Consider the following 26292-nt stretch of genomic DNA (forward strand, 5'->3'; position numbering starts at 1 on the left):
GCCCCGATATGAGGACGCGGGGCCGACGCCGCGATGCACCCGTCTGACCGTCGAAATACGAGGCCAAGACCAGTGGTCACAGCACTAGTGTTGCAGGACGGTAGCCGGGAGGTGTCAACCGGGTGTCCTGCGTCACTGCAACATGCCTCGATCCAGGGCTGTGGTGACCGCGGCCGTGCGGTCCGAGACGCCCAGCTTGTTGAACACCCGCAGCAGATGCGTCTTCACGGTCGCCTCCGAGATGAACAGCGTCCGGCCGATCTCGACGTTGGACATCCCCTTGGCGACCCACTTCAGCACCTCGGCCTCGCGCGCCGACAGAGGCGGGGTGCGGACCTGTCCGACGACCTTCGCGACCATCGACGGCGCCAGCACGGTCTCACCCCGCGCCGCCGCCCGGATGGCCGCGATGAGGTCTTCAGTCGTCGAGTCCTTGAGCAGGTACCCCGACGCACCGGCCTCAACCGCGCGAAGAATGTCCGAATCCGTTTCGTACGTGGTGAGCACCAGGACGCGCGGCCCGGTCCCGGCGATCTTCGCGGTCGCGGCCACACCGTCCATTTCGGGCATCCGCAGGTCCATCAGCACGACGTCGGGCTTCAGCACCGCGGCCTGGGTGATCGCCTCCTGCCCGGACCCGGCGTCGCCGACGACCTCCAGGTCGTCCGCGACGAGCATCCCCTTCAGGCCCTGACGCACCACGGGATGGTCGTCCACCAGCAGAATCCTGATCACAGCGGCACCTCCACCAGCACTGACGCTCCCTCGTCCGAGGACAGCGAGAGCGTCCCACCCACCTGCTCGAGCCGTGCGCGCATGCCCCGCAGGCCGAAGCCCTCCGGTGCTTCGCCGAACCCGCGGCCGTCGTCGCGCACCTCCAGCGAGGTGCCGTCCTCGTCGAACCTCATCACCACGTCGACGCGGGACGCGTCCGAGTGCCGTGCCACGTTGGCCAGCGCCTCCTGCGCGGTCCGCAGCAGCACCACCTCGACCGAGGTGGCGAGCGGCACCGGGTCCCCGATCACCCGGAACGTCGACGGCAGCGACACCCCGGACACCAGCCGCCGCAACGCGTCCTCCAGCGAGGAGCCGTCCAAAGGCGACGGTGCGTTGGACGCCACCAGCGCCCGTGCCTCGCGGAGGTTCTCCCGCGCTGTCCGCAACGCCAGTTCGACGTCGGGCTGCGCGCCCTGCAGCAGCGTGATGATCGACGTGAAGCCCTGCGCGAGCGTGTCGTGGATCTCGCCGGCCCAGCGGGCCCGTTCGGCCTCGATGGTGAGCGCCTCGATCTGGTCGAGCAGTTCGGCGCGTTGCCTGCTCTGGTCGGACATCCTGCCGATGGCCCAGCCGAACGCCTGGGAGAAGCCGATGATCAGCAGTGCGGCCGGCCACGGCAGTGCCGGGACGGTGCCCGCGAGCCAGGTCAGGATCTGCGGCGTGAACACGAACAACACCATCGGGACGAACGCCCTCGCGACGGACAGCACCATGTAGACCTGCGGGACCAGGCCGAACAGGGCGAAGGTCGCGTTGCCGCTGAACCACACCGCCGGGGCGAAGGTGGCGAGCGAGCCGGCCGCGTAGACGAGTCCGCGCCAGTCGTCGACGCCGCGCTTGACCAGCTTCCTGCCGTAGAGCAGGAACCACACGCCGTTCAGGCACAACAACCCCGCCGCCGACAGCCGGTCGGCGAGGGTGTTGTCGTCGATCAGGATGAGGACGAGCGAGGTGGCCTGGGTGATCGCGAAGAGCACGTACCAGGTGATCAGCGACTGGTGTTGCTCCACCTGAAAGTCCTGCTGACGAGAACCAGGCCCACGATCGTCCACGCCCCGAGCACCAGCGCGATCTTGCCGAGCTCCCATGATCCCGCCGCCTCCATGACCGCGTAGTCGTCGTTCAGTGCGAACACCGAGCGGAAACCCTGGCACACCCACTTCAGCGGGAAGAGCGATCCCACCGTGCGCAGCGACTCGGGCAGCGCCGCCTGCATGATGAACACGCCGCTGAGGAACTGCAGCACGATGTACGGCAGGTTCAGCACGCCCGCGGCGCTGCGGGTGGACTTCGCGATCGAGCTCAGCGCGACCCCGATCAGCGAGCAGGCGACGACGCCGAGGACGAAGACCCAGGCGAACGTGAACCACTTCTCCGCGCTCGACGGCAGTTCGACGTCGAACCGCAGGACGCCCACGGTCACCAGCAGCACGGCCTCGAAGAGGCTCGACACGAAGACCAGGATGATCTTGCCGAGGAAGTAGGACGTGAACGGCATCGGCGTGCCGCGCAGGCGCTTGAGGGTGCCGTCCTCGCGGTCGGCCACGACGCTCATGCCGAGCCCGACGAACGACGTCGAGATGATGCCGGCGCCGATCATGCTCGCCGCGAACATCTGCGCGGCGGCGGGTTCCTTCACGTACACGGTGCCCAGCAACAGCATCAGCAGCGCGGGCAAGGAGATCGTGAAGATCAGGTTCTCCTTCTGCCGGAAGAACTCCCGCAGCTCGGTCGCACCCCTCGAGAGACCGAGCGACAGGGTTCCGGGCAACGTTGCGGTGGTCACGCGATCAGCTCCAGGTAGACGTCTTCCAGCGACGGGCGGGTGACGGTGAGTTCGGCGAGCTCGCCGTGCCTCGACAGCTCGGCGATCGTCTTGGTGGGCTCGGAGGTGCGGATCTCCTGGTGGCCCCGGTCGGACAGCCAGCGCACGGTCGCGTCGGCGTGCGCCCGGCCGCCGAGCGTCTGCGGCGTGCCCTCGGCGACGATCCTGCCGCCCGCGAGCACCGCGACGCGGTCCGCGAGCGCCTCCGCCTCGTCCAGGTAGTGCGTGGTCAGCAGGATCGTGGTGCCCTCGGCGGCCAGCCGCTTGATCAGGCTCCAGAACTGGCGGCGCGCCTCGGGGTCGAAGCCGGTGGTCGGCTCGTCCAGGAACATCAGCTCCGGGCGGCCGATGATGCCGAGCGCCACGTCCAGGCGGCGCCGCTGACCACCGGAGAGCGTGCCGCCGCGGGCCTTGGCCTTCTCGGTGAGGCCGACGAGGTCGATGACCTCTTCCGGGTCTCGCGGGTTCGCGTAGTACCCGGCGTAGTGGTGCACGGCCTCGCGGACCGTGAGGTTCGCGGCGTCGGTCGCGCTCTGCAGGACGATGCCGAGCTTCGCGCGCCACTCCCGCCCGCCCTTGGCCGGGTCGGTGCCCAGCACGCTGACCTCGCCACCGTCCCGGTCGCGGTGCCCCTCCAGGATCTCGACGCTCGTGGTCTTGCCCGCACCGTTCGGGCCGAGGACGGCGAACACCTCGCCGCGGGCGACGTCGAGGTCCACCCCCGCCACCGCCTGGTGGCCCTTGTAGGCCTTCTTCAGGCCCCGCACTCGGATCGCGTTCATGGGACAAATCCTGCGTTTTCGAGGGGCCTGCCAGGGACGACCGCACCGCTGACTCCGGCTGTCAACCGGTCGGTGGACACGCGGTCGTGTTTCGGCCGTGTTTCCACTCCGCGATAGCGCGCTTTCGCGTGTTAGAACGGCGGGGTGCATCTGACGCCGCATGAACGGGACAAGCTCCTCGTGCACGTCGCTGCCGACGTGGCGCGGCGGAGGCTCGAACGCGGAGTGCTGCTCAACTACCCCGAGGCGGTCGCGTTGATCACCGACCACGTGCTGGAGGGTGCGCGGGACGGCCGCACGGTCAGCGAGCTCATGGAGAGCGGGCGGACCGTGCTCGCGCCGGAACAGGTCATGCGCGGCGTGCCGGAGATGATCGACTCGGTGCAGGCGGAGGCCACGTTCCCGGACGGCACGAAGCTCGTCACCGTGCACCACCCGATCGCGCCCTCGGCCGGTCCGGCGCCGGGTGAGGTGGTCGTCGGCTCCGAGCCCGTCGAGCTCAACCCCGGCCGCCCGCGCGTGACGATGGTCGTCGTGAACGTCGCCGACCGGCCCGTCCAGGTCGGGTCGCACTTCCACTTCGCCTCGGTCAACACGGGGCTGTCCTTCGACCGGGAGGCCGCGTTCGGCTACCGGCTCGACATCCCGGCGGGGACGGCCGTGCGGTTCGAGCCCGGTGTCGAGCGCGAGGTCACGCTGGTTCCGCTGGCAGGCTTGAGGATCGTCCGGGGGTTGCAGCGATGATCGACCGCGAGCGTTATGCCGAACTGCTCGGGCCGACGGCCGGTGACCGGATCCGGCTCGCCGACACGGACCTGTTCATCGAGGTCACCGAGGACCGCTCACGCGGCGCGGCATCCGGTGACGAGGTGATCTTCGGCGGCGGCAAGGTGATCCGCGAGTCGATGGGGCAGGGCGTCGCGACCCGCGCCGAGGGTGCTCCCGACCTGGTCATCACCGGTGCGGTGGTCCTCGATCACTGGGGCGTCGTCAAGGCGGACGTCGGCGTGCGGGACGGGCGGATCGTCGCGATCGGCAAGGCGGGCAACCCGGACACGATGGACGGCGTGCACCCGTCGCTGGTGATCGGTCCGTCCACGGAGATCCTGTCCGGCAACGGGAAGATCCTCACAGCGGGCGGCATCGACTGCCACGTGCACTTCATCTGCCCGCAGATCGTCGACGAGGCGCTGGCGTCCGGGCTGACGACGCTGATCGGCGGCGGCACCGGCCCGGCGGAGGGCACGAAGGCCACGACCGTCACGCCCGGAGCCTGGTACCTCGACCGCATGCTCACGTCGATGGACCACATGCCGATCAACGTCCTGTTGCTGGGCAAGGGGAACACGGTCTCCGAGGAGGGTCTGCGCGAGCAGCTCGCCGGTGGCGCGGGCGGGTTCAAGCTGCACGAGGACTGGGGCACCACGCCCGCGGCGATCGACGCCTGCCTGCGCATCGCGGACGAGTCCGGTGTCCAGGTCGCGATCCACACGGACACGTTGAACGAGGCCGGCTTCCTGGAGTCCACTGTGGACGCCATCGCCGGCCGGTCGATCAACGCCTACCACTCGGAGGGAGCCGGTGGCGGGCATGCGCCGGACATCATCCGCGTGGTCTCGCTGCCGAACGTGCTGCCGTCGTCGACCAACCCGACGCGCCCGCACACCGTCAACACGCTCGAAGAACACCTCGACATGCTGATGGTGTGCCACCACCTCAACCCGTCCGTGCCGGAGGACCTGGCGTTCGCCGAGTCGAGGATCAGGCCGACCACGATCGCGGCCGAGGACCTGCTGCACGACCTGGGTGCGATCTCGATGATCTCGTCCGACTCGCAGGCGATGGGCCGCGTCGGCGAGGTGATCATCCGGACCTGGCAGACCGCGCACGTGATGTCGTCGCGTCGTTCCATGGACTCGAACCTGCGGGCGCAGCGGTACGTCGCCAAGTACACGATCAACCCCGCTCTCGCGCACGGGATCGCCGACGAGGTCGGGTCGGTCGAGGTCGGCAAGCTGGCCGACCTGGTGCTGTGGGAGCCCAAGTTCTTCGGCGTGCGGCCTTCGGTCGTGCTGAAGGGCGGGTTCATCGCGTGGGGTGCGATGGGCGACGCGAACGCCTCGATCCCGACGCCGCAGCCGGTGTGGGCGCGGCCGATGTTCGGTGCGACGGCCGGTGCGGCCTCGTCGGTGTTCTTCGTCGCGCCGTCGGCGATCGAGGCCGGTGTCGGCGACCGGTACGCGCGGCGGGTGCTGCCGGTGGCCTCGACGCGTGCGGTGACCAAGGCGGACATGGTCCACAACGACGCGATGCCGGACGTCCGGGTCGATCCGGACAGCTTCGCCGTGCACGTCGACGGGGACCTGGTCGTGCCCTCGCCGGTCGCGGAACTGCCGATGGCCCAACGGTATTTTCTGTTCTGATGCTGACCGCGCTGATCCTCGCCGACTCCCGCTTCCCCGGCGGCGGCCACGTGCACTCCGGTGGGCTGGAGGAGGCTGCCGCGCGCGGACTCGTGCACGACGAGCCGTCGTTGCGGGCCTTCCTGCACGGCCGGTTGCTGGGAGCCGGGTTGCTGGCGGCCGGGTTCGCGGCCGCGGCGGCTCGTGGTGAGGACCTGGACGTGCTGGACGCGGAACTGGACGCCCGCACGCCTTCTCCCGCTCAGCGCTCGGCTTCGCGGGCGCAGGGACGAGGGATGCTGCGTGCGGCTCGGCGTGCCTGGCCTTCGGCGCGGCTGGAGGCGTTGCCGCGCGACCCGCACCAGCCGTTGGTGATCGGCGTGCTGGTCGACGAGCCCTTCGAGGCTGCACTGACCTGCGCTTATCTCGCCGTGAGCGGGCCGGCGTCCGCCGCTGTGCGGCTGCTGGGGCTGGACCCGTTCGGGGTCAACGCGATCGTGGCCGCACTCGCCGTCGAGGAAGTCGCCGTGCGGGCGTGCAAGGAACTGCCCGCTCTGGGTTCACCTGCCTTGGACCTGCTGGCCGAGGCACATGTCCGACGTGAAGGGGTGCGTCTCTTTGGGAGCTAACCACGGGCCCGACCCGCATGATCACCACCACGGAGTCGCGCCGCGCATCGGCATCGGCGGCCCGGTCGGCAGCGGCAAGACCGCGCTGACCGCGGCGTTGTGCCGTGCGCTGGGCTCGCAGCTGGAGCTCGCGGTCGTCACCAACGACATCTACACGACCGAGGACGCCGACTTCCTGCGCCGGGCCGGGGTGCTCGACCCGGCGCGGATCGAGGCGGTCCAGACGGGATGCTGCCCGCACACGGCCATCCGCGACGACATCACGGCCAACCTGGACGCGGTCGAGCGGCTCGAACACCGGTTCACCGGGCTGGACCTGGTGATCATCGAGAGCGGCGGGGACAACCTGACGGCGGTGTTCTCCCGCGGGCTCGTCGACCGGCAGATCTTCGTCGTGGACGTGGCCGGCGGGGACAAGGTGCCGCGCAAGGGCGGCCCCGGCGTCACGACCGCGGACCTGCTCGTCATCAACAAGACCGACCTGGCGCCGTTCGTCGGCGCGGACATGGACGTGATGATCTCCGACGCCCACCGGATGCGCGGTGAGCTGCCCGTCATCGCCCAGTCGCTGGTCGAGACGCCCGACGCGCCCGAGGTGGCGAAGTGGGTGCTGGCCCAGCTGTGAAGGCCCTCCGGTGAAAGCGTCCGCCCGGCTGGTCGTGGCGTTGGACTCGCACGGCAACAGCGTCGTGCGAGTCCTGCGGTCGATGACACCGTTGACATTGGTGCCGCATCGGCGCGTGGGCCCGGTTGCGTTGGTGCACCTGGTTTCCTCGGTGACGGCACCCCTGGGCGGCGATTCGTTGTCCTTGACCGTCGAAGTCGGTCCTGGAGCCTCACTTGAGCTTCGAGGTGTTGCGGCGACACTGTTGTTGCCCGGCGCGTCCGGTGAGGAGTCTTCGTCCTCGGTCCGGTTCTTGGTCGAGGGGACTGTTCGCTACCTGCCAGAGCCGACCGTCGTGACGAGCCGTGCGCACCACACTTCCGTGGTGGAGGCCGAATTGGACGGTCACGCTCAGTTGCGAACTCGTGAGGTTCTCGTGCTGGGTCGCGCCGGGGAGAAGCCGGGCACGTTGTCCTCGTTGATGCGCGCAACCCGTTGCGGCAAGCCGTTGTTGCACCAGCAGCTGGTGGTCGGCGACGAGGCGGTCGACTCGTCGTCCGCCGGCCTGGCGGGCAGGAGGGTCGTCGGCACCGAGGTGGTGCTCGACTCGGTGACGCGCGCTTCCGACGGCGGCGAGTGGTGGAGCGTCGTTCCGTTGGCAGCAGGCGGAACCCTTGCCACCGCACTGGGTGAGGACGTGGTCACCGTCACACGTGTGCTCGATGCCATCTGACTCGATCACGGTCTCGATCCAGAACTGTTCTTTGTACGGACAGTCACCGTTCAGGTGGTGGTCATCACCGCGCAGGCGGTTCCGTGATCGGGCCTGTTTCCGTATGGTCGCGGGTCCAGGGACCACGAGTTCTGCCGCCGCTTGGAGGTTCGCCGATGACGGAGACCACGAACATCGCACTACCGGCGATGCGCGTGTCCTACGAGCAGGGCTCGCTCAGCGAGTCGGAGCTTGCCGCCACCTGGCACGAACAGCTCCAGCTGTGGCTCGACGAAGCGACCAACGCCGGGCTCCCGGAGCCGAACGCGATGGTGCTCGCGACCACCGACGTCAAGGGCCGTCCGTCGTCGCGGACCGTGCTGGCGAAGGGCTTGGATGCCCGTGGGTTGGTGTTCTTCACCAACTACACGTCGAACAAGTCTCACGATCTGATGGCCACGCGGTACGCGTCCGCCACGTTCCCGTGGTTCGCGATGCAGCGGCAGGCTCACGTACGTGGGGTTGTGGAGAAGGTCGGGCCGGTGGAGACCGCCGAGTACTGGAACTCCCGGCCTCGTGGGTCGCAGATCGGGGCCTGGGCTTCGCCTCAGTCCCGGGTTGTCGGGGGGCGGTCTACTTTGGAGTCCGCTCTGCACAAGATCGAGCGGCAGTTCGCTGACACCGAGAAGATTCCTGTGCCGCCGCATTGGGGTGGGTGGCGGATTCGGCCTGAGGAGGTCGAGTTCTGGCAGGGGCGGCGGGATCGGATGCATGATCGGCTTCGGTTCCGGGATGGTCGGGACGGGTGGTCGTTGGAGCGGGTTGCTCCGTAGGTTGGCTTAGGGCTTTTGCGGATGGGGTGTCTCCTGTGGGCGGGAGGCGCCCCTTTTGCTGTCGCGGCTGTTGTGGGTGGTCGCCTTGCGGGCGGCGACCTTGCGTTGCGTGCTTCCCCTGGGGGCTCTGCCCCCAGACCCTCGGCAATCTGATCAGGGGGCCCGCGCCGTGAGCGGGTAGATGGCACGCCTGCGTTGCGTTGGGCGGCCGCCGGTTGCTTGGAGAGTTGCGTTGGCGGTGGGACCCCACCGCCCGGCCCGTATGGAAGGACGGCTCTCCTGCGGCATCGCTGTGGCTAGGGCGGCTCGCCTTCGGCTTCGCGCTGAACCTGACCGGTGACTCAGGCGTCCTTCGGGTGGCGGGAATGTCCGAAGTTCGCTTCGGCATACTGGGATTTCAGCAACAGCGAACTACGAGGTGCGATTTCACGTGTGCGGAGTGCTCGGACTCATCTGTTCCACTGAAGCCACCGCGGTCTCCGCGCGCGCCTCTGTGGCCGCAGCACTGCGCTGCCAGCGGCACCGCGGGCCTGACGAGCAGGACACCTGGGCTGATGCCGAGGTCGTTTACGGGTTCAACCGGCTCAGTTTCATCGACCTGGAGCACTCGCACCAGCCGCTGGTGTGGGGGCCGCCGGAGAACCCGACCCGGTACACGCTGAACTTCAACGGCGAGATCTACAACTACAAGGAGCTCCGGGCGGAGCTCATGCGGAAGTTCGGCGCGAGCTTCAAGACGAACGGTGACGGTGAGGCCATCGTCGCCGGGTACCACTACCTCGGTGCCGACTGGGTCAAGATGTTGCGCGGCATGTTCGCGTTCATGATCTGGGACGCCCAGGAGCGGGTCGTCTTCGGTGCTCGGGATCCGTTCGGGATCAAGCCGTTGTACTGGGCCGCTGGGCCCGGTGGGGTTGGGTTCTCGTCCGAGAAGAAGAGTTTGTTGCAGCTCACCGGGGTCCTCGGGATCAGCCAGGAGCTGGATCAGACGGCGTTGCAGCACTACCTGGTGCTTCAGTACGTGCCTGAGCCCGAGTCGCTGCACAAGGCGGTCCGGCGGGTCGAGTCCGGGACGTCGTTCAAGGTGTCGCCGGGTGGGCAGGTGCTGTTCAACCGGTACTTCAAGCCCGTGTTCTCGCCTCGGCCCGTGAACGGGGCGCATGAGGCTGAGGCGCTGTACGAGCGCATTGCCGACGTGATGCGTGACTCGGTGGCCAAGCACATGATTTCCGACCCGGACGTCACGGTCGGTGCGTTTCTGTCCGGCGGTATCGACTCCACGGCCACGGCTACGCTGGCCAAGCAGCACAACCCGAACCTCATCGCGTTCACCAGCGGTTTTGATCGCCAGGGGTACTCGGAGGTGGACGTTGCCGCGGAGACTGCGGCGGCCATCGGGGTGCGGCACGTCGTGAGGACCGTGTCGGCGGAAGAGATGATGGAAGAGCTTCCGCTCATCATCTGGTATCTCGACGACCCGGTGGCGGACCCGGCGTTGGTGCCGTTGTACTTCATCGCGAAGGAAGCGCGTAAGTACGTCAAGGCCGTGTTGTCCGGTGAGGGTGCGGACGAGCTGTTCGGCGGGTACGTGATCTACCACGAGCCGCTGTCGTTGTCGCCCTTCGAGAAGGTGCCGGGCGGCGTGCGCAAGCTGATGGGTGCGGTGTCGAAGTCCATTCCGGAGGGTGTGCGGGGCAAGGACCTGCTTCGGCGGGGTGCGCTCAAGCTTGAAGAGCGGTACTACGGCAACGCGCGCAACTTCAGTGACGCGCAGGTGCGTGCTGTGTTCCCCGGTTATGTCGAGGGCATCGGCTTCCAGGACGTCACGGCGCCCTGGTACCGCGAGTCCGAGGCTTGGGACCCGGTCGCGCGGATGCAGCACATCGACCTATTCACGTGGTTGCGCGGCGACATCCTCGTCAAGGCCGACAAGGTGACGATGGCGAACTCCATCGAGCTGCGCGTGCCGTTCCTGGATCCCGAGGTGTTCCGGGTCGCGGCCGAGGTGCCGCTCGACCAGAAGCTCACCGAGGGCACGACCAAGTACGCGCTGCGCAAGGCGTTGGCGAAGATCATTCCGGCGCACGTGCTCAACCGGCCCAAGCTGGGCTTCCCGGTGCCGATCCGGCACTGGCTGCGCGCCGAGATGTACGACTGGGCGCGCGGGATCATCAACGACTCGCAGACCGGGCACCTGCTCGACAAGAACGCGGTCATGGACCTGCTCGCCGAGCACAAGTCCGAGCAGTTCGACCGCAGCCGGCAGCTGTGGAGCGTGCTCTGCTTCATGATCTGGCACGGGATCTTCGTCGAGGGCCGGATCAGCCCGAAGGTGCCGGAGCCGGTGTACCCCGTCCGCCTTTGACGAGTGGTGTTGGTGACACCTTCACGTGAAGGGCTCGTTAGTTGTCATAGGCTAACCAAGTGGCCACTGTGGGGAGAAGCGCGCGCTCTACGTTCGTGATCGACACGCGACCGTTGAAGATCGTCGCGTATCGCCGGCTGTGGCTCTCCACGATCGTGACGGCGGTGGGCTCCCAGCTCACCGCCGTTGCCGTGCCCAAGCAGGTCTACGACCTCACCGGCTCGTCCGCGTGGGTCGGCATCGCCGCCGGTGTCGCGCTCGTGCCCCTGCTCGTGTTCGGGTTGTGGGGCGGCGCAATCGCGGACACGGTCGACCGCCGCAAGCTGCTGCTCGCCACCAACACCGGCATCGCGGTCTCGTCGGTGCTGCTGTGGGCACAGGCGGCTATGAACGTCGGCTCGGTGTGGCTCGTGATCGCCTTGCTGGGTCTGCAGCAGGTCTTCTTCGCGGCCAACGCTCCGGCGCGGCAGGCTTCCATCGCCAGGCTCGTGCCGGCGGAGCTGTTGCCTTCCGCCGGTGCGCTCGGCTCGACGGTCATGCAGTTCGGCGCGGTGCTCGGGCCGTTGCTCGCGGGCGCGTTCATGCCGATCGTCGGGCTCTCGACGTTGTACCTGGTGGACGCCATCGCGCTCGTCGTCACGGTCTACGCGGTGTGGAAGCTGCCCGCGATGCCACCGTTGGACGGGGTCGTGCGGCGCGCCGGCCTGCGGGACGTGCTGGCCGGCTTCACGTACCTCTGGGCGCAGAAGGTGCTGATGGCGAGCATGGTGCTGGACATCATCGCGATGGTGTTCGGCATGCCCCGGGCACTGTTCCCGGAGATGGCCCAGCACACGTTCGGCGACCCGCCCGGCGGTGGGTTCGCGCTGGGCGTGCTGTTCGCGGCGATCCCGGTGGGCGCGGTGATCTGCGGTCTCACGTCCGGCTGGATCTCCAACGTCAGCAGGCACGGCGTCGCGCTGACGCTGGCCGTCGTGGGCTGGGGCCTCGCGATCATGGGATTCGGCCTCGCCAGTTCGCTGTGGGTCGCGGCGGCCTTCCTGGCGCTCGCGGGCGCGGCGGACATGGTGTCGATGGCGTTCCGCGGCGCGATCCTGCAGTCGGCCGCGACGGACGAGATGCGCGGGCGAATGCAGGGCGTCTTCATCGTCGTCGTGGCAGGCGGGCCGCGCATCGCGGACCTGCTGCACGGCACGGGTGGCGCGGCGTTCGGCACGGCCGCGGCGGTGTCGGTCGGTGGCCTGCTGGTCGTCGTGGCGTCCGTTGTGATGGTGGCGTTGCTGCCGGCGATCTGGCGCTACCGCTTCAGCTCCGCGAGCTGATCTCGGCCGGGTTCGGCTCGGTGATCTTCACATCGGAGCCCCAGTCCGAGAAGCGGGCCTCGTCGACGATCTGCGCGCCCTGGAACTCGGTGTAGAAGGTGATGCGAATCGGCAGGCCGTTGCCGTCCAGCTCGATCTCGCCGGTCGAACCGGGGACCTTTTGGTCCAGCGCCAGCTTGACCTCGGCTTTGAGACCCTCGTCGGTGAGGTTGTCGTACGCCTTCTGGTAGTCGACGGCGATCGAGTACCGGGTGTTGCCGCCGACCTGCGCGGTCAGCCTGAGATCACCACCGGCCTGCATCACCGGCAGGTGGTACGTCGTGAAGACCGCCTGCTGGTAGACGACGTCGTGGAAGCCGAGCAGCGTCGTGGTGAAGTCGTCGTCGGCCTTGCGATCCAGCTTCACCCACGGCTTGTCGGCGGGCAGGCCGAAAACGGTGGCGGGCAGCTTCACGAACGCGGCGTCCTTCGTGGTCGAGACCAGCCGGAGCTCGACCGCCTCGCCGCCGGTCTGCACGGGACGCGTGGTGGTCGCGTCCATGCTCGGGACCTCGCCGCCCAGCCGCACGCCGCCGTTCGACGGTGCCCGCACGCCGCCACCGGTGGGCGGTGGCGTGACGGAGAAGCGGTAGGAACCCTTCTCGCCGACGGTCTTGGTCACCGCGGCCACGAGGCTCTTCACGTCGCGGTGCTGGGACTGGTCGTCGCTCGCGGGTTCGGAGGAGGAGCAGGCGGTCAGCGCCACGGCGGCGATGATCGCGGTCGCCGCGAGTCTCATCGGGCAATTGTTACATCAAATGGGTGAGGTAGGCGTCCGTTCGTGCTGGTGGCCAGGCGAAACGGGCAGAATCTTCGGGCATGGCTGAAGCGACTCCACAAACGGAGCAACCAGAGCTACATCGGGCAATCGGCCCGAAGCTGCTGCTGTTCTTCGTCGTCGGCGACATCCTCGGTACCGGCATCTACGCGCTCACCGGCAACGTGGCAGGCAAGATCGGCGGCGCGCTCTGGCTGCCCTTCCTGCTCGCGTTCGTGGTGGCGTTCCTGACCGCGTTCAGCTATCTGGAGCTCGTCGGCAAATTCCCCAAGGCCGCCGGCGCCGCGCTGTACACGAACAGAGCGTTCAAGATCCACTTCCTGACGTTCATGGTCGCGTTCGCGGTCATGTGCTCCGGCATCACGTCGGCCTCGTCGGCCGCGCTCGCCTTCGGCCGCACGTACCTGCGGCAGCTGCTGGTGGAGTTCTTCGACGTCGCGCTCAGCCCGGAGTCGCTGGCGATCACCGGCATCGCGATCGTCTTCATCGCCGCCCTGGCGGTCATCAACTTCCGCGGCGTGTCCGAGTCGGTCAAGGCCAACGTGGTGCTGACCTGCATCGAGCTGTCCGGCCTGGTGATCATCATCCTGATCGGCGCGTGGGCGGTCATCAACGGCGACGGCGAGCCCGGCAGGCTCACCGAGATCAACGTCCCGTCCGGCAGCAACGTGATGCTCGCCGTCACCTCGGCCACGGCACTCGCGTTCTTCGCGATGGTCGGCTTCGAGGACTCGGTGAACATGGCCGAGGAGTGCCGCAACCCGGTCAAGATCTTCCCCCGCGCGATGCTGTGGGGCATGGGCATCGCCGCCCTGATCTACGTGCTCGTCGCGATCACGTCGTCGCTGTTGATCCCGTCCGACGAACTCGCGAAGGCCGGCAGCAGCGCGTTGCTGAAGGTCGTCACCGTCGGCGCGCCCGGCTTCCCGCTGTGGATCTTCGCGTTGATCGGCCTGCTGGCCGTCATCAACTCGGCCCTGATCAACATGCTGATGGCGTCGCGGTTGTTGTACGGCATGGCGAACGAGAAGATCATCCCGAAGTTCTTCGGTGCAGTGCACCCGTTCCGCCGCACGCCGTGGATCTCGATCGTCTTCACGACCGGCGTCGCGGTGATCCTGGTGTCCACCGCCGACATCGGCAAGCTCGGTGGCACGACGTCGTTGCTGCTGCTGATCGTCTTCACCATCGTCAACGTCGCGTGCCTCGTGCTGCGCAGGGAGCCGTCCGAGCACAAGCACTTCCGGGCGCCGACGTGGGCACCCGTGCTCGGCGCGATCACGTGCGCGTACCTCGCGATCCCGTGGACGTCCGGGCGTCCGATCGACGACTACAAGATCGCGGGCTGGCTGCTGCTCGCCGGTCTGGTGCTCTGGGGCATCAACCGCGTGCTGCACGGCAAGGTGGAGATCCACCCGGAGAACCTCACGAAGTAGTTCAGTCGAGCAGGTGCTTCAGGAACCGGTCCGGTTCGCCCAGGAAGTTGCGGGTGAGCCGGACCGGTTCCGCTGTGTCGTAGGAGACTTCGTCGATCGTGTCGGTGATCTCGAGGATCGTGGCGTTCGGTGCCGCGAGCAGGATCGGCGAGTGCGTGGCGATGATGAACTGCGAACCTTCTTCTACGAGTTCGTGCATGCGCCTCAGGACCGTCAGACAGCCTTTGACCGAGAGGGCGGCCTCTGGTTCGTCGAGGATGTAGAGGCCCCTGCTGCCGAACCTGTGGTTCATCAGGTCGATGAAGCTCTCGCCGTGCGACCGCTCGTGCAACGACTTTCCGCCGTACGACGCGTGGATCCCCTGGCCGATCCGGTCGATCTCGGTGGCGACGTTGTAGAACGACTCGGCGCGCAGGAAGAACCCGGTCCTGGGTTTTCTCGTGCCCCAGCTGAGGATCAGGTAGTCGCCGAGTGACGACTCCGTCGCCTTGGTCGCGAACCGGAACGACTGGGTGCCGCCCTCGGCGTTGAACCCCGCCGCCACCGCGATCGCCTCGACCAGCGTGGACTTGCCCGCGCCGTTGTCGCCCGTCAGGAACGTGATGGGCGCAGTGAGCTCCAGCGGTTGTCTGATCAGGTGCTGGACGACCGGGAGCGTGAACGGGTAGCGGTGCGTGTCGTGCACCTGGTCGAGACGGATGCGCTGGATGAACGTCACGCCAGCCGTGCCAGCTCGACCGGGTCGTGGGCGCAGAACACCTCGGCCTCGCCGCTCGCCTTGAGCTCCCTCAGGCGTTCCACATTGGACAGACGCTGCTCGCGGATCGTCTCGGTCTGCCTGGCGGTGAGCTTGAGCGCGAAGATGTTGCTGGGCGGCGTCTCGACCTCGCCGCGGTAGAAGTACGCGTCGCCGGCGTGCAGCAGCCAGCCGTCGTCCGACTTCACCGCGACGCCCGTGTGGCCGCGGGTGTGGCCGATCAACGGCACCATCAGCACCTCTTCCGGCAGGCCGGCGATGTTCTTGACGGCCTGGAACCCGAACCAGTCCTCGCCCTCGGCCTTGTGCGTCTCGAACTTGACGCCGTCCCTCTGCGCCTTCGGGTACCGCGCCCGCTCCTTGGTGCCGCGGGCGTTGGTCGCGGCTTCCAGTTCGGTGTCCAGCACGTGCACGGTGGCCTTGGGGAAGTCGCGCAGCCCGCCCGCGTGGTCGAGGTCGAGGTGGGTGAGCAGGATGTGCCGCACGTCGTCGGCCGTGTAGCCGCGCTTCTCGACGTGGCTGATCGCCGTCTCGGTGATGTCGAGCGCGGGGTTGAGCAGCTTGCGGCTCAGGGGGTCGATCGTCGCCTTCGGGTTGGTCACCTCGTTGGTGCCGAAGCCGGTGTCGACGAGGACCAGCCCCTGGTCGGTCTCGATCAGCAGGCAGTGGGCCACGAGCCCGCCCGCGACCAGGGGAGGCCGGAACGTGGCGCAGTTGAGGTGATGAACCTTCATGGGCAAATCCTTCCGCTGGCCCCGTAGGCTTCAGCCTCATGTTGGGGATCTCGTACGAGGGTGCCACCGCCGTGATCACGACTGTAGGCGCGGGGCTGCGGTCTTTCGAGGTGGACGGCGTGCCGTACGTGGAGACGTTCGGTGCTGACGAGAAACCGCCGATGAGCGCTGGGGCCGTGCTGGTGCCTTGGCCGAACCGGACCGCTGGTGCTTCCTGGGTGCTGGACGGGGTTCGGCAGCAGTTGGAGGTCACCGAGCCTGCTCGTGGGAACGCGATCCACGGGCTTGTGCGGCGTCGTCCTTGGGCTGTTCTGGAGCACACCGGGTCGTTGGTCTCCTTGCGGGCCCTGATCGAGCCTCAGGCTGGGTGGCCTGCTGCTTTGGACGTCACCGTGTCTTATGCGTTGGACGATCGTGGGCTGACCGTCACGCATGGGGTCACCAACGTCGGGGATGTCGCTACGCCGTTCGGTGTTGGTACGCATCCCTATCCGCGGGCTGGGAATGCTTCTACCGATTCGTGCACTTTGACTTTGGCCGCGACGACCGTGCTGCCGTTGGACGTTCAGCGGATGGTGCCTTCAGGGGTGGCGCAGTCGGTGGAGGGGACCGAGTTCGACTTTCGGGAGGGGCGGAGGCTGGACGGGATCCAGCTGGACACGCCGTTCGGAGGGTGCGAGCCGGGTGCGGACGGTCTGGTGCACCACACGCTCGCCTCGCCCGATGGCGGGGTCGAGGTGTGGGCGGATCCGGCGTTTCGGTGGGTTCAGGTCTACACGCCCGATTCGTACCCCGGCCGAGGCAGGGCCGTCGCCATCGAGCCGATGACCTGTCCGCCGGACGCCCTGAACTCCGGAGTGGACCTGATCTGGGTCTCTCCCGGGGAGTCCTGGGGTGCGCGGTGGGGGATTCAGCCGTTGGGCTGACTCGCCACGTCCGCTCTCGGGGTGGCCGACGGCCAGGATGACCGTTAGCGTTGCTAACCATGGACATCGCGATCACCGGTGGTTACGTCGTGCCCGTTGACGGCGAACCCGTCGAAGGCGGCACTGTTCTCATTCAGGACGGCAAGATCGTTGCGGTTGGTCTTGACGTCGACATTCCTGACGGGGTTCAGGTTGTCGATGCCGACGGGGCTTGGGTTCTGCCTGGCTTTGTCGAGGCTCACGGGCACATCGGCGTCCATGAGGAGGCCGAGGGGTGGGCCGGGCAGGACACCAACGAGATGACTGATCCTGTTGGGGCTCGGATGCGGGCGCTTGACGCGATCAACCCCGCTGACCTCGGGTTCGCTGACGCGCTCAGTGGTGGGGTCACCACCGCGGTGATCAAGCCCGGGTCTGGTAATCCCATCGGTGGGCAGACCGTTGCCGTCAAGTGCTGGGGGCGCACCGTTGACGAGATGCTCGTCAAGGAGCCGGTCAGCGTCAAGAGTGCGCTTGGTGAGAACCCGAAGCGGGTGTACGGCGAGAAGGGGAAGTTGCCGTCTACGCGGCAAGGGGTTGCGGCGGTCATCCGGGACGAGTTGACCAAGGCTCAGGACTACCTCGCCAAGAAGGCCGAGGCTGAGGCTGACGGGAAGTCCTTTGACCGCAACACCACCCTCGAGGTTCTGGGGAAGGTGCTCTCCGGAGAGCTGGCCTGGTGTCAGCATGCTCATCGGGCCGATGACATCGCCACGGCGATTCGGTTGTCTGAGGAGTTCGGGTATCGGCTGATCCTCAATCATGGGACTGAGGGGCATCTGATCGCGGATGTCATTGCTGACAAGCGGATTCCGGTCATCATCGGGCCGCTGTTCACCAGTCGGTCCAAAGTGGAGTTGCGGAATCGGGGGTTGCGCAACCCCGGGATCTTGGCTCGGGCCGGAGTGGAATTGGCGATCACCACCGACCATCCCGTTGTGCCCATTCACTTCCTGGTGCACCAGGCGACGCTGGCGGTGAAAGAGGGGCTCGACAGTGATGTTGCGCTGCAGTCGATCACGACCAACCCGGCGCGGATCATGGGGCTGGACGACCGGGTCGGGGCGTTGAAGCCCGGGCTTGACGGTGATGTCGTGATCTGGTCCGGGGATCCGCTTGACGTGATGAGCCGGGCGTTGCACGTGTTCGTGCAGGGGCGCGAGGTTTACACGTGGGACGAGGCTGCTGGTGAAGGGGTCGTGGCCGACCCCTTCTACCGCGAGAGCGTCTAGCGGAGGCCTCGGCCGATCACCAGGCGCTGGATCTGGTTGGTGCCCTCGAAGATCTGCAGGACCTTCGCCTCGCGCATGTAGCGCTCCACCGGGAAGTCGCGGGTGTAGCCGGCGCCGCCCAGCACCTGGACGGCGTCGGTCGTCACCTTCATCGCCGCGTCCGTGGCGATGAGCTTGGCGATCGACGCCTGCTGGCGGAAGGGGAGGCCCTTGTCGCGGCGGCGGGCGGCGGAGATGTAGGTGGCTCGGGCTGATTCCACTGCCGCGGCCATGTCCGCCAGCAGGAATTCGAGGCCTTGGAACTCGATGATCGGGCGGCCGAACTGGGTGCGGGTCTTGGCGTAGGCGACTGCTTCGTCCAAGGCGGCCTGGGCCAGGCCCACTGCGCAGGCGGCGATGCCGAGGCGGCCCGAGTCCAAAGCGGACAGTGCGATCTTGAGGCCGTCGCCCTCTTTGCCGATCAGGCGGTCGGTGCCGAAGCGGACGTCTTCGAACTGGAGTTGCGCGGTGATGGAGCCGGTGAGGCCCATCTTGCGTTCCGGGGTGGCGGCGGTGAGGCCCTGGGTCTCGCCCGGGGCCAGGAAGCAGGAGATGCCTCGGCCCGCGTCTGGGGACGTGCGGGCCATCAGGGTGTAGAAGTCGGCGGCGCCGGCGTGGGTGATCCACGCCTTGGTGCCGTTCACGACGTACTCGGAGCCCTTGCGTATGGCCCTGGTCGACATGGCTGCCGGGTCGGAGCCCGCCTGGACCTCGGACAGGGCGTAGCCGCCGAGCAGTTCGCCCTCGAGCATTTCGGGGAGCCAGCGGTCCTGCTGCTCGCGGGTGCCGAAGGTGGCGAGGCCGTAGCAGGACATCACGTGCACGGAGAGGCCCACGGCGACCGTCATCCACGCGGAGGCGACCTCTTCGAGGGCCTGCAGGTACACCTCGTAGGGCTGCTCGCCGCCGCCGAACTCCTCGGGGTACGGCAGGCCCAGCAGGCCTGACCTGCCCAGCAGGCGGAACGCGTCGCGGGGGAACTTCTCGTTCTCCTCGGCGTCCGCGGCGTGGGGCTTCAGTTCGTCCCGCGCGATCTCCTTGACCAGCGCGATCAGGTCCTCGGCCTCTTGCGTGGGGAGCAACCGCTCGGCGGGCATCGTCGACCTCCGGTGTGTACTGGTAGCTGTACTCTAGTGCGTTGTGCAGTACAGCAGCCAGTGAATGTGGCAGGGTCGTCATATGACGCGGGCGCTCACGCAGCGGCAGGCCGAGCTGCTCACCCGGTTGGAGGCGTTGTTCCTCACCGAGGGCTTCGGGCATCTCACCCTGGATGACATCGCGGGCAGGTTGCACTGCTCGAAATCGACGCTGTACGCGCTCGCCGGCAGCAAGGAACAGCTGGCCGTCAGGGTCGTCGGCCGGTACTTCAAAGGGGCCGCCGAGCGCATCGAAAAGCGCATCGCGGGCCTTGACGACGTGCGCAAACGCATCGGCAGCTATCTCGCCGGAGCCGCCGAGGAGCTGAGCAAGGCGTCCGCGGCGTTCATCGCGGACGTGTCGGACTTCCCGCCCACGCGCGCCACGTATGAACGCAACGCGCGCGCTGCGGCTGAGCGCATCAAGGCGTTCATCCAGGACGGTGTCGAGCGGCACGTGTTCCGCGAGGTGCACGCGACGTTGTTCGCCGAGATGGCCGGGCTGCTCATCGAAAGCATCCAGACGGGCGTCCTCACGAAACGGGCAGGTGTTTCGGACGCCGAGGCGTTCACCGCGCTGGGCGAACTGTTGTTGGATGGGCTCCAGAGGAACGGGGTCTCCCAGAAGGAGTAGAGCGCGTGATCGTGGTTGCTGGTGAGGCGCTGGTCGACATGGTGCCGGTGGGGGACGACGAGCTCGCACCGCTCGCGCCGAAGCTCGGTGGCGGGCCGTACAACGTGGCCGTCGCGCTCGGGCGGCTGGACGTGCCGACGGGCTTCCTGTCGCGGGTGTCGACCGACCACTTCGGAGAGCAGCTGATCAAGCGGCTGCACGCGTCGGAGGTGGCGACGGATCTGGTCCAACGTGGACCGGAGAACACCACGCTCGCCGTCGTCGGGCTGGCTGACGACGGGTCGGCGCGCTACTCGTTCTACGTCGACGGCACGGCCGACCGGCTCGTCGAGGACCCCGGTCCGCTGCCGGCGGAGGCGAAGGCCGTGTCGTTCGGCACGCTGTCGCTGGTGCTGGAGCCCGGTGCCTCGGTCTACGAGACGGTGCTGCGGCGGGAGAGCAAGCGCTTGCTGACGGCGCTCGACCCCAACATCCGGGCAGGCCTGATCCACGATCCGGGCGCCTATCGGGCGCGGTTCCGGTCGTGGCTGCCGGACGTCGGGCTGCTGAAGCTCTCGGTCGAGGACGCGCGGTGGCTCGCCGAGGAGGACGACGTGATCGAGATCGCAAGGACGTGGATTTCACAGGGACCGGCCGCCGTCGTGCTGACGAAAGGCGGGGACGGCCTGTCCGTGATCACCGCCACCGGACAGGTCGACGTGCCGCCCGTGAAGGTGGACGTGGTCGACACGATCGGTGCGGGCGACACGGTGCAAGGCGCCCTGCTCGCGTGGCTGCACGACCATGACGCGTTGAGTGCGGAGAAGATCCGCGGTCTCTCCACGGATGAATGGACCGCCGCATTGACGTACGCCGGTGCGGCGGCCGCGATCACATGTTCCCGTGCAGGCGCCGAGCCGCCCTTTGCGAGCGAACTCACCGCCGCGTTGGGTGGATAAAACGGAGGATCGGACTACCGTGGGGTAGCCGCGCTAGAAACTGGCATTACGGATGTGATGCCGGTCCCATCTCTCAGAATCGGTTCACACCGCTGCTGCGAGGCGGGCCTTCCGCCGACTAGCGTGAGTGAACTTAGAAGACTCAGATCCCAACGGGGTGGTCCGAGACGACGGCAGGCCCAGCGTGGACTGCCGCCACCCCGTCCGAGCGTTGAGAGGGACTTGAATGCCCGACGCGACGACTGCGCCGACCGACCCACAGACCGTCGCGCTGCGCCACGGGGATGCAGAGCTCGAGATGAAGGTGGTGCGGGCGTCCGAAGGCGCGTCCGGCATCGATCTCGGCAAGCTGCTGTCGACCACCGGTCTGGTAACCCTGGACACCGGTTTCGTCAACACGGCCTCCTGCTCCTCCGAGATCACCTACATCGACGGTGACGCCGGAATTCTGCGTTACCGCGGGTACCCGATCGAGCAGTTGGCCGCGCGTTCGAACTTTGCGGAGGTCAGCTACCTCCTGATCTACGGCGAGCTGCCGACCGCCGCCCAGCTCGAGGACTTCACCTCCAAGATCAGCAGGCACACGCTGCTGCACGAGGACCTCAAGCGCTTCTTCGACGGCTTCCCGCGCGACGCGCACCCGATGCCGGTGTTGTCCTCCGCGGTGTCGGCGCTGTCGACCTTCTACCAGGACTCGCTGTCGCCGTTCGACGCGAACCAGGTGGAGATCTCCACGATCCGCCTCCTCGCCAAGCTGCCGACCATCGCGGCCTACGCGTACAAGAAGTCGGTCGGCCAGCCGTTCCTCTACCCGGACAACTCCCTTGGCCTGGTGGAGAACTTCCTGCGGATGACCTTCGGGTTCCCGGCCGAGGCCTACGACCTCGACCCGGACCTGGTCCGCGCGCTCGACCTGCTCTTCATCCTGCACGCCGACCACGAGCAGAACTGCTCCACGTCGACCGTGCGCCTGGTCGGCTCCTCCGAGGCGAACCTCTTCGCCTCCATCTCCGCGGGCATCAACGCCCTGTTCGGCCCGCTGCACGGCGGCGCGAACAGCGCGGTGCTGGAGATGCTGGAGAAGATCAAGAACGACGGCGGCGACGTGAAGTCGTTCGTGAACAAGGTGAAGAACAAGGAGGACGGCGTCCGCCTGATGGGCTTCGGCCACCGGGTCTACAAGAACTACGACCCGCGCGCCGCGATCATCAAGAAGACCGCCGACGAGATCCTCGGCAAGCTCGGCGCCGACGACCAGCTGCTCGACATCGCGAAGCAGCTGGAAGAAGCCGCCCTGAGCGACGACTACTTCATCTCCCGCAAGCTCTACCCGAACGTGGACTTCTACACGGGTCTGATCTACCGGGCGATGGGCTTCCCGACGAAGTTCTTCACCGTGCTGTTCGCACTCGGCCGGCTCCCCGGCTGGATCGCGCACTGGCGCGAGATGATCAACGACCCGGCCACCAAGATCGGCCGCCCGCGGCAGATCTACACCGGCCCGACCGAGCGCGACTTCATCGCGATGGAAAACCGCTGATCACGGGCTAGTTCTTCTGGCAACCTGAAGGCGCGTCGCCACTGGCGGCGCGCCTTTTCGCTTGTCCTGGGGGTGGTGCGTGACGGACGTGCGGGCTGAGGTGGCTCGGCTGTACGAGCAGCACGGGAAGATGCCGTACCCGAAGGGTCAGCGCGGCATGGAGATCGAGGGCGTGGAACTGATCCTGGTCGACGTGCATGCCGCCGGCTGTGCTTCCAGCTGGCTGGCGAAGGGCGACGACCTCAACGAGCACGCCCGGTGGATGGCGCCGCTCTGCCTCGATGAGCTGCGCAAAGTGGTCCCGGTGTTCGCTGATCCGCAGTCCGGGCACTACCGGCCCTACGCGGCCCACTACTGGGGCCGGCTCCTGCGCATGATGCGGCTGATCAGCCTCGAGCTCGCGGCCGAGGTCGCCTGACCGCTCGTCATGCAGACCCGCTCTGGGCGCTTTAGCGTCGAACGGTGAGTTCTTCCCCGTCGCTCGTCTGGTTCCGCCGTGATTTGCGGACATCCGATCATCCCGCCATTCTCGCGGCAGCGGAAAGATCGCCTCGCGCACTCGCGTTGTTCGTTCTCGACGACAGGTTGCTGAAACCGTCCGGACAGCCGCGAATCGATTTCCTGCACCGCTGTTTGCACGCCCTGAACGATGAACTGGGCGGCCGTCTCATGGTCGTGCACGGCGATCCGGTGAAGGTGGTTCCGCGCATCGCGAAGGAAATCGGCGCGGAGGGCGTCCACATCTCCGCGGACTACGCGCCGTACGGGCGCCGCCGGGACGAGGCAGTCGAGAAAGCGTTGGGGGACATCGAACTCGTCCGTTCCGGCTCGCCCTACGCGGTCGCGCCCGGCCGGGTGCGCAAGCAGGACGGGACACCGTTCAAGGTCTTCACGCCGTTCCGCGGCGCCTGGCTGGAGCACGGCTGGCGCAAGCCCGCGGACACCGACGCGTCCACTCTGGACTGGATCGAGCCGGAGCACAGCGAGGAACTTCCCGGCGTCGAAGAGAAACTTCCGGACGCGCTCGCGCTGTGGGAGGAGTTCCGCGACGAACGGCTGGCCGGCTACGACGAGACCCGTGACCGGCCCGACCTGGACGCGACCAGCAGGATGTCGGCGTTCCTGCGGTGGGGTGTGCTGCACCCCCGGACGCTGCTGCAGGACTGTGACGGAACGTTCCGCAGCGAGCTCGCGTGGCGCGAGTTCTACGCCGACGTGTTGTGGCACAAGCCGGAGACCGCGCGCGAGAACTACGACCGCAAGTTCGACCGCATGGAACTGGACGACGACAAGGAGCTCTTCGAGGCGTGGTGCCAGGGTCGCACCGGGTTCCCGATCGTCGACGCCGGCATGCGGCAGCTGCTGCAGGAAGGCTTCATGCACAACCGGGTGCGCATGATCGTCGCGAGCTTCCTGGTCAAGGACCTGCACCTGCCGTGGTGGTGGGGTGCGCGGCACTTCATGAAGCACCTGATCGACGGCGACATCGCGTCGAACCAGCACAACTGGCAGTGGGTCGCGGGCAGCGGCACGGACGCCTCGCCGTTCTTCCGCGTCTTCAACCCGACGACGCAGGCCAAGAAGTTCGACCCGGACGGCGCCTACGTCAGGAAGTACGCACCGGACTCGCCCGGCATCGAACCGATCGTGGACCACGCGGTCGAACGCCAGGTGGCGCTCGACCGCTACCAGGCGATCAAAGCCTGAGCGCCTCGCGGAGCTTGACGCGAGCGCCGGTCCGCAGCACGGCGTTCGCGTAGACCTTGCCGCCCAGCCACGTGATCGCCGCGATGGCCAGCAGCGCCAGCACGACCGCGAGCAGCACCTGCCAGGCCGGGGCGACGCCCAGCGCCATCCGGCCCGGCATCAGGATCGGGGCGAACGGTGGCAGCATCGACAGCACCGTGACCGTCGTGCCGGAAGGGCTGCCGATCATCAGGTTGATGCCGGCCACGAACGCCACGATGATCGTCATGCTGATCGGCGTCAGCACCGACTGCAGCTCCTCCTGGCGTGACACCAGCGACGCGGCGGCCGCGAACACGGTGGCGTACAGGAAGAACCCGAGCAGGTACCAGAGCACGCCGGTCAGCAACGCGGCACCGCCCAGCGTGCCCACGTCGATCACGTCGAAGGCGGACGAGAGTCCCAGGCCGACCGTGGAGATCACCAGCAGCTGCAGCAGGCCGACCGCGCCGAGGCCGATCACCTTGCCCAGCAACAACTGCCACGGCCGCACGGTCGCGAGAAGGATCTCCACGACCCGGCTGGACTTCTCCTCGACCACGCCCTGCGCGACCATCGTGCCGTAGACCAGCAGCGAGTAGTACAGCAGCGCGGCCACGATCAGCCCGATCGCGAGGCGCTGGCCTCGTTGCGGGTCAACGGGTTCCAGTGCGGTGACGGCGACGCGGGCGTTCGCGAGGCTTTGCGCGACCTCCTGCGGGCTGATGCCCGCCTCCGCGAGCTGCGCGGTCAGCACCTGCTGGCGCAGCACGTCGTTCAGCGCCGTCGCCAGCACCTCGTCGCCGGAGCCCTTGACGATCATCTTCAGCTCCGGCGGCGCGCCGGTCACCAGCGCGTCCAGGGAGCCGTCGCGGACCTGCTGCTCGGCGTCGCCCGCGGTCGTGACGTCCCGCGTCTCGACCTCGATGCCGAACGCCTTCGCCTTGTCCCGCAACGGGTCTGCGAGCTGGGTGGCTTGCCCGGACAGCCCCACGACGCTGTGCTGCTGGTCGTCGAACAGGACCGACTGCAGCACCACGTACCCGGCGAGCACGGCGATGATCACCGCCGTGCCGATCAGGAACGACCTGGTGCGCACCTTCGTGACGAACTCGCGCCTCGCCACCAGCGAGACAGCTCGGGCCGACGTCATGCGCTCCTGCCCTCGATGGTCACCACGTTGCGGAACAGCTCGGTCAGCGACGGGCGCTGCCGGGAGAACTCGTGCACGGGACCGGCCGCGAGCGCCGCGTGCAGGACCGCCTGGTCGTCCACGCCGTCGGCGAGTTCGAGGACGCACCGCGTCCCGTTGCTCTCGATCACCCGCACGCCACTCAGCGTGGCAGCCCAGTCGGTCGTTGGCGACTCCACCACGAGGCGAGCTTCGCCACTCGACCTGAGTTCATCCACTGTTCCGCACGCGACCATCGAACCGGCGCTGACGATGCCGACCCGGTCGCACAGCCGTTCCACCAGGTCCAGCTGGTGGCTGGAGAACACCACCGGCACCCCGGCGGACGCCTTCTCGCGCAGCACCTGGCTCATCACGTCGACCGCGACCGGGTCGAGGCCGGAGAACGGCTCGTCGAGCACCAGCACGTCCGGCTCGTGCACCAGCGCGGCGGCCAGCTGGACGCGCTGCTGGTTGCCGAGGCTCAGGCGCTGCACCTCGTCCGTGCGGCGGTCGCGCAGCCCGAGGCGCGCGATCCAGTTCTCCGCGCTCTTGTGGGCCTCGTTGGTGCCCATGCCGTGCAGCTCGGCCAGGTAGACCAACTGGTCGAGCACCTTCATCCGCGGGTAGAGCCCGCGCTCCTCCGGCATGTAACCGATCCGGCGCCGGGTGTCGAGGTCGACGGTTCTCCCGTTCCACCGCACCTCGCCGGAGTCGGCGACGAGCACGCCCAGCGCGATGCGCATGGCCGTGGTCTTCCCGGCGCCGTTGCTTCCGACGAATCCGAAGAGCTCGCCTGCGCGCACGTCGAAGGACATGTCCCGCAGGGCGACGACCTCCCCGTAGCGCTTGGAGATCCTGTCGATCTCCAGCACTCCCTCAGGCACGGTGAACCCCTTCGTTAGCCCGGATGGCGG

The 26292-nt window shown here is 67.7% G+C and carries 26 protein-coding genes; 16 read left to right on the forward strand and 10 right to left on the reverse strand.

Annotation, left to right across the window (positions count from 1 at the left end; all coding sequences use genetic code 11):
- Positions 1-132 precede the first annotated feature (132 nt).
- The 4 genes from SK571_RS44305 to SK571_RS44320 are packed head-to-tail and all read right to left on the reverse strand — an operon-like array spanning position 133 to position 3384.
- Entirely contained in the window at positions 133-735 is a 603-nt protein-coding gene (locus SK571_RS44305) for a response regulator transcription factor (protein ID WP_319990110.1), read from the reverse strand.
- Positions 732-1787 (reverse strand): sensor histidine kinase, encoded by a 1056-nt coding sequence (locus tag SK571_RS44310; RefSeq protein WP_319990111.1) that lies wholly within the window; start codon positions 1785-1787, stop codon positions 732-734. The genes SK571_RS44305 and SK571_RS44310 overlap by 4 nt, the downstream gene beginning before the upstream one ends.
- Positions 1766-2563 (reverse strand): ABC transporter permease, encoded by a 798-nt coding sequence (locus SK571_RS44315; RefSeq protein WP_319990112.1) that lies wholly within the window; start codon positions 2561-2563, stop codon positions 1766-1768. Before SK571_RS44315 ends, SK571_RS44310 begins: the two co-directional genes overlap by 22 nt.
- Positions 2560-3384: an ABC transporter ATP-binding protein gene (locus tag SK571_RS44320; protein WP_319990113.1), complete on the reverse strand. Its 825-nt coding sequence runs from the start codon at positions 3382-3384 to the stop codon at positions 2560-2562. Before SK571_RS44320 ends, SK571_RS44315 begins: the two co-directional genes overlap by 4 nt.
- Positions 3385-3528: 144 nt before the next feature.
- On the opposite strand from SK571_RS44320, the gene SK571_RS44325 reads away from it, so the two are divergent.
- The 8 genes from SK571_RS44325 (at position 3529) to SK571_RS44360 (ending at position 12251) form a co-directional block, all read left to right on the forward strand.
- Positions 3529-4128 (forward strand): urease subunit gamma, encoded by a 600-nt coding sequence (locus SK571_RS44325; protein ID WP_090065402.1) that lies wholly within the window; start codon positions 3529-3531, stop codon positions 4126-4128.
- Positions 4125-5807: an urease subunit alpha gene (locus tag SK571_RS44330; RefSeq protein WP_319990114.1), complete on the forward strand. Its 1683-nt coding sequence runs from the start codon at positions 4125-4127 to the stop codon at positions 5805-5807. The genes SK571_RS44325 and SK571_RS44330 overlap by 4 nt, the downstream gene beginning before the upstream one ends.
- Positions 5804-6415: an urease accessory protein UreF gene (locus SK571_RS44335; RefSeq protein ID WP_319990135.1), complete on the forward strand. Its 612-nt coding sequence runs from the start codon at positions 5804-5806 to the stop codon at positions 6413-6415. Before SK571_RS44330 ends, SK571_RS44335 begins: the two co-directional genes overlap by 4 nt.
- Positions 6405-7040: an urease accessory protein UreG gene (ureG, locus tag SK571_RS44340; protein ID WP_319990115.1), complete on the forward strand. Its 636-nt coding sequence runs from the start codon at positions 6405-6407 to the stop codon at positions 7038-7040. The genes SK571_RS44335 and ureG overlap by 11 nt, the downstream gene beginning before the upstream one ends.
- Before the next feature lie 82 nt (positions 7041-7122).
- Complete coding sequence (locus SK571_RS44345; RefSeq protein ID WP_319990136.1) at positions 7123-7752, forward strand: urease accessory protein UreD; 630 nt, start codon at positions 7123-7125, stop codon at positions 7750-7752.
- 155 nt (positions 7753-7907) lie between these two features.
- Positions 7908-8564, forward strand: coding sequence for a pyridoxamine 5'-phosphate oxidase (pdxH, locus tag SK571_RS44350; RefSeq protein ID WP_090065406.1), 657 nt, complete (start codon positions 7908-7910; stop codon positions 8562-8564).
- 430 nt (positions 8565-8994) lie between these two features.
- A complete protein-coding gene (asnB, locus tag SK571_RS44355; RefSeq protein WP_319990116.1) occupies positions 8995-10929 on the forward strand; it encodes an asparagine synthase (glutamine-hydrolyzing) in 1935 nt (644 codons plus the stop codon).
- Positions 10930-11027: 98 nt separating this feature from the next.
- A complete protein-coding gene (locus SK571_RS44360; RefSeq protein ID WP_319990137.1) occupies positions 11028-12251 on the forward strand; it encodes an MFS transporter in 1224 nt (407 codons plus the stop codon).
- Here SK571_RS44360 and SK571_RS44365 read toward each other — a convergent pair.
- Positions 12235-13029, reverse strand: coding sequence for a hypothetical protein (locus SK571_RS44365; RefSeq protein WP_319990117.1), 795 nt, complete (start codon positions 13027-13029; stop codon positions 12235-12237). The two genes, SK571_RS44360 and SK571_RS44365, sit on opposite strands and share 17 nt — an antisense overlap.
- 80 nt (positions 13030-13109) lie before the next feature.
- Here SK571_RS44365 and SK571_RS44370 point away from each other — a divergent pair, with 80 nt between their 5' ends.
- A complete protein-coding gene (locus SK571_RS44370) occupies positions 13110-14504 on the forward strand; it encodes an APC family permease (protein WP_319990118.1) in 1395 nt (464 codons plus the stop codon).
- A 1-nt stretch (position 14505) separates the two neighbouring features.
- Here SK571_RS44370 and SK571_RS44375 read toward each other — a convergent pair whose 3' ends face one another.
- On the reverse strand, positions 14506-15222 hold the full coding sequence (locus tag SK571_RS44375; RefSeq protein WP_319990119.1) for an AAA family ATPase: 717 nt from the start codon (positions 15220-15222) through the stop codon (positions 14506-14508).
- Positions 15219-15995 (reverse strand): MBL fold metallo-hydrolase, encoded by a 777-nt coding sequence (locus SK571_RS44380; RefSeq protein ID WP_319990120.1) that lies wholly within the window; start codon positions 15993-15995, stop codon positions 15219-15221. Before SK571_RS44380 ends, SK571_RS44375 begins: the two co-directional genes overlap by 4 nt.
- Positions 15996-16033: 38 nt before the next feature.
- On the opposite strand from SK571_RS44380, the gene SK571_RS44385 reads away from it, so the two are divergent.
- Both SK571_RS44385 and SK571_RS44390 read left to right on the forward strand, forming a co-directional pair.
- Entirely contained in the window at positions 16034-16921 is an 888-nt protein-coding gene (locus SK571_RS44385; protein ID WP_319990121.1) for an aldose 1-epimerase family protein, read from the forward strand.
- Between the two features lie 59 nt (positions 16922-16980).
- The gene (locus SK571_RS44390) at positions 16981-18192 is read left to right on the forward strand and encodes an amidohydrolase (protein WP_319990122.1); all 1212 of its coding nucleotides are present in this window, start codon (positions 16981-16983) and stop codon (positions 18190-18192) included.
- Here SK571_RS44390 and SK571_RS44395 read toward each other — a convergent pair.
- On the reverse strand, positions 18189-19328 hold the full coding sequence (locus tag SK571_RS44395; protein ID WP_319990123.1) for an acyl-CoA dehydrogenase family protein: 1140 nt from the start codon (positions 19326-19328) through the stop codon (positions 18189-18191). The two genes, SK571_RS44390 and SK571_RS44395, sit on opposite strands and share 4 nt — an antisense overlap.
- Positions 19329-19410: 82 nt before the next feature.
- Between SK571_RS44395 and SK571_RS44400 the strand changes: the two genes are divergently transcribed.
- The 5 genes from SK571_RS44400 (at position 19411) to SK571_RS44420 (ending at position 24186) form a co-directional block, all read left to right on the forward strand.
- Entirely contained in the window at positions 19411-20001 is a 591-nt protein-coding gene (locus SK571_RS44400) for a TetR/AcrR family transcriptional regulator (protein ID WP_319990124.1), read from the forward strand.
- 5 nt (positions 20002-20006) lie between these two features.
- Positions 20007-20939: a carbohydrate kinase family protein gene (locus tag SK571_RS44405; protein ID WP_319990125.1), complete on the forward strand. Its 933-nt coding sequence runs from the start codon at positions 20007-20009 to the stop codon at positions 20937-20939.
- A 226-nt stretch (positions 20940-21165) separates the two neighbouring features.
- Positions 21166-22479: a citrate synthase gene (locus SK571_RS44410; RefSeq protein ID WP_051771484.1), complete on the forward strand. Its 1314-nt coding sequence runs from the start codon at positions 21166-21168 to the stop codon at positions 22477-22479.
- A gap of 79 nt (positions 22480-22558) precedes the next feature.
- Positions 22559-22897, forward strand: a complete 339-nt coding sequence (locus tag SK571_RS44415; RefSeq protein ID WP_319990126.1) for a hypothetical protein — start codon at positions 22559-22561, stop codon at positions 22895-22897.
- 44 nt (positions 22898-22941) lie between these two features.
- The gene (locus SK571_RS44420) at positions 22942-24186 is read left to right on the forward strand and encodes a cryptochrome/photolyase family protein (protein ID WP_319990127.1); all 1245 of its coding nucleotides are present in this window, start codon (positions 22942-22944) and stop codon (positions 24184-24186) included.
- Here the strand turns inward: SK571_RS44420 and SK571_RS44425 are convergent.
- Both SK571_RS44425 and SK571_RS44430 read right to left on the reverse strand, forming a co-directional pair.
- Complete coding sequence (locus SK571_RS44425; RefSeq protein WP_319990128.1) at positions 24176-25357, reverse strand: ABC transporter permease; 1182 nt, start codon at positions 25355-25357, stop codon at positions 24176-24178. The two genes, SK571_RS44420 and SK571_RS44425, sit on opposite strands and share 11 nt — an antisense overlap.
- Positions 25354-26262: an ABC transporter ATP-binding protein gene (locus SK571_RS44430; protein ID WP_319990129.1), complete on the reverse strand. Its 909-nt coding sequence runs from the start codon at positions 26260-26262 to the stop codon at positions 25354-25356. Before SK571_RS44430 ends, SK571_RS44425 begins: the two co-directional genes overlap by 4 nt.
- Positions 26263-26292 lie beyond the last annotated feature (30 nt).

The organism is Lentzea kristufekii (genome assembly GCF_033949925.1).
GTDB lineage: Bacteria > Actinomycetota > Actinomycetes > Mycobacteriales > Pseudonocardiaceae > Lentzea > Lentzea kristufekii.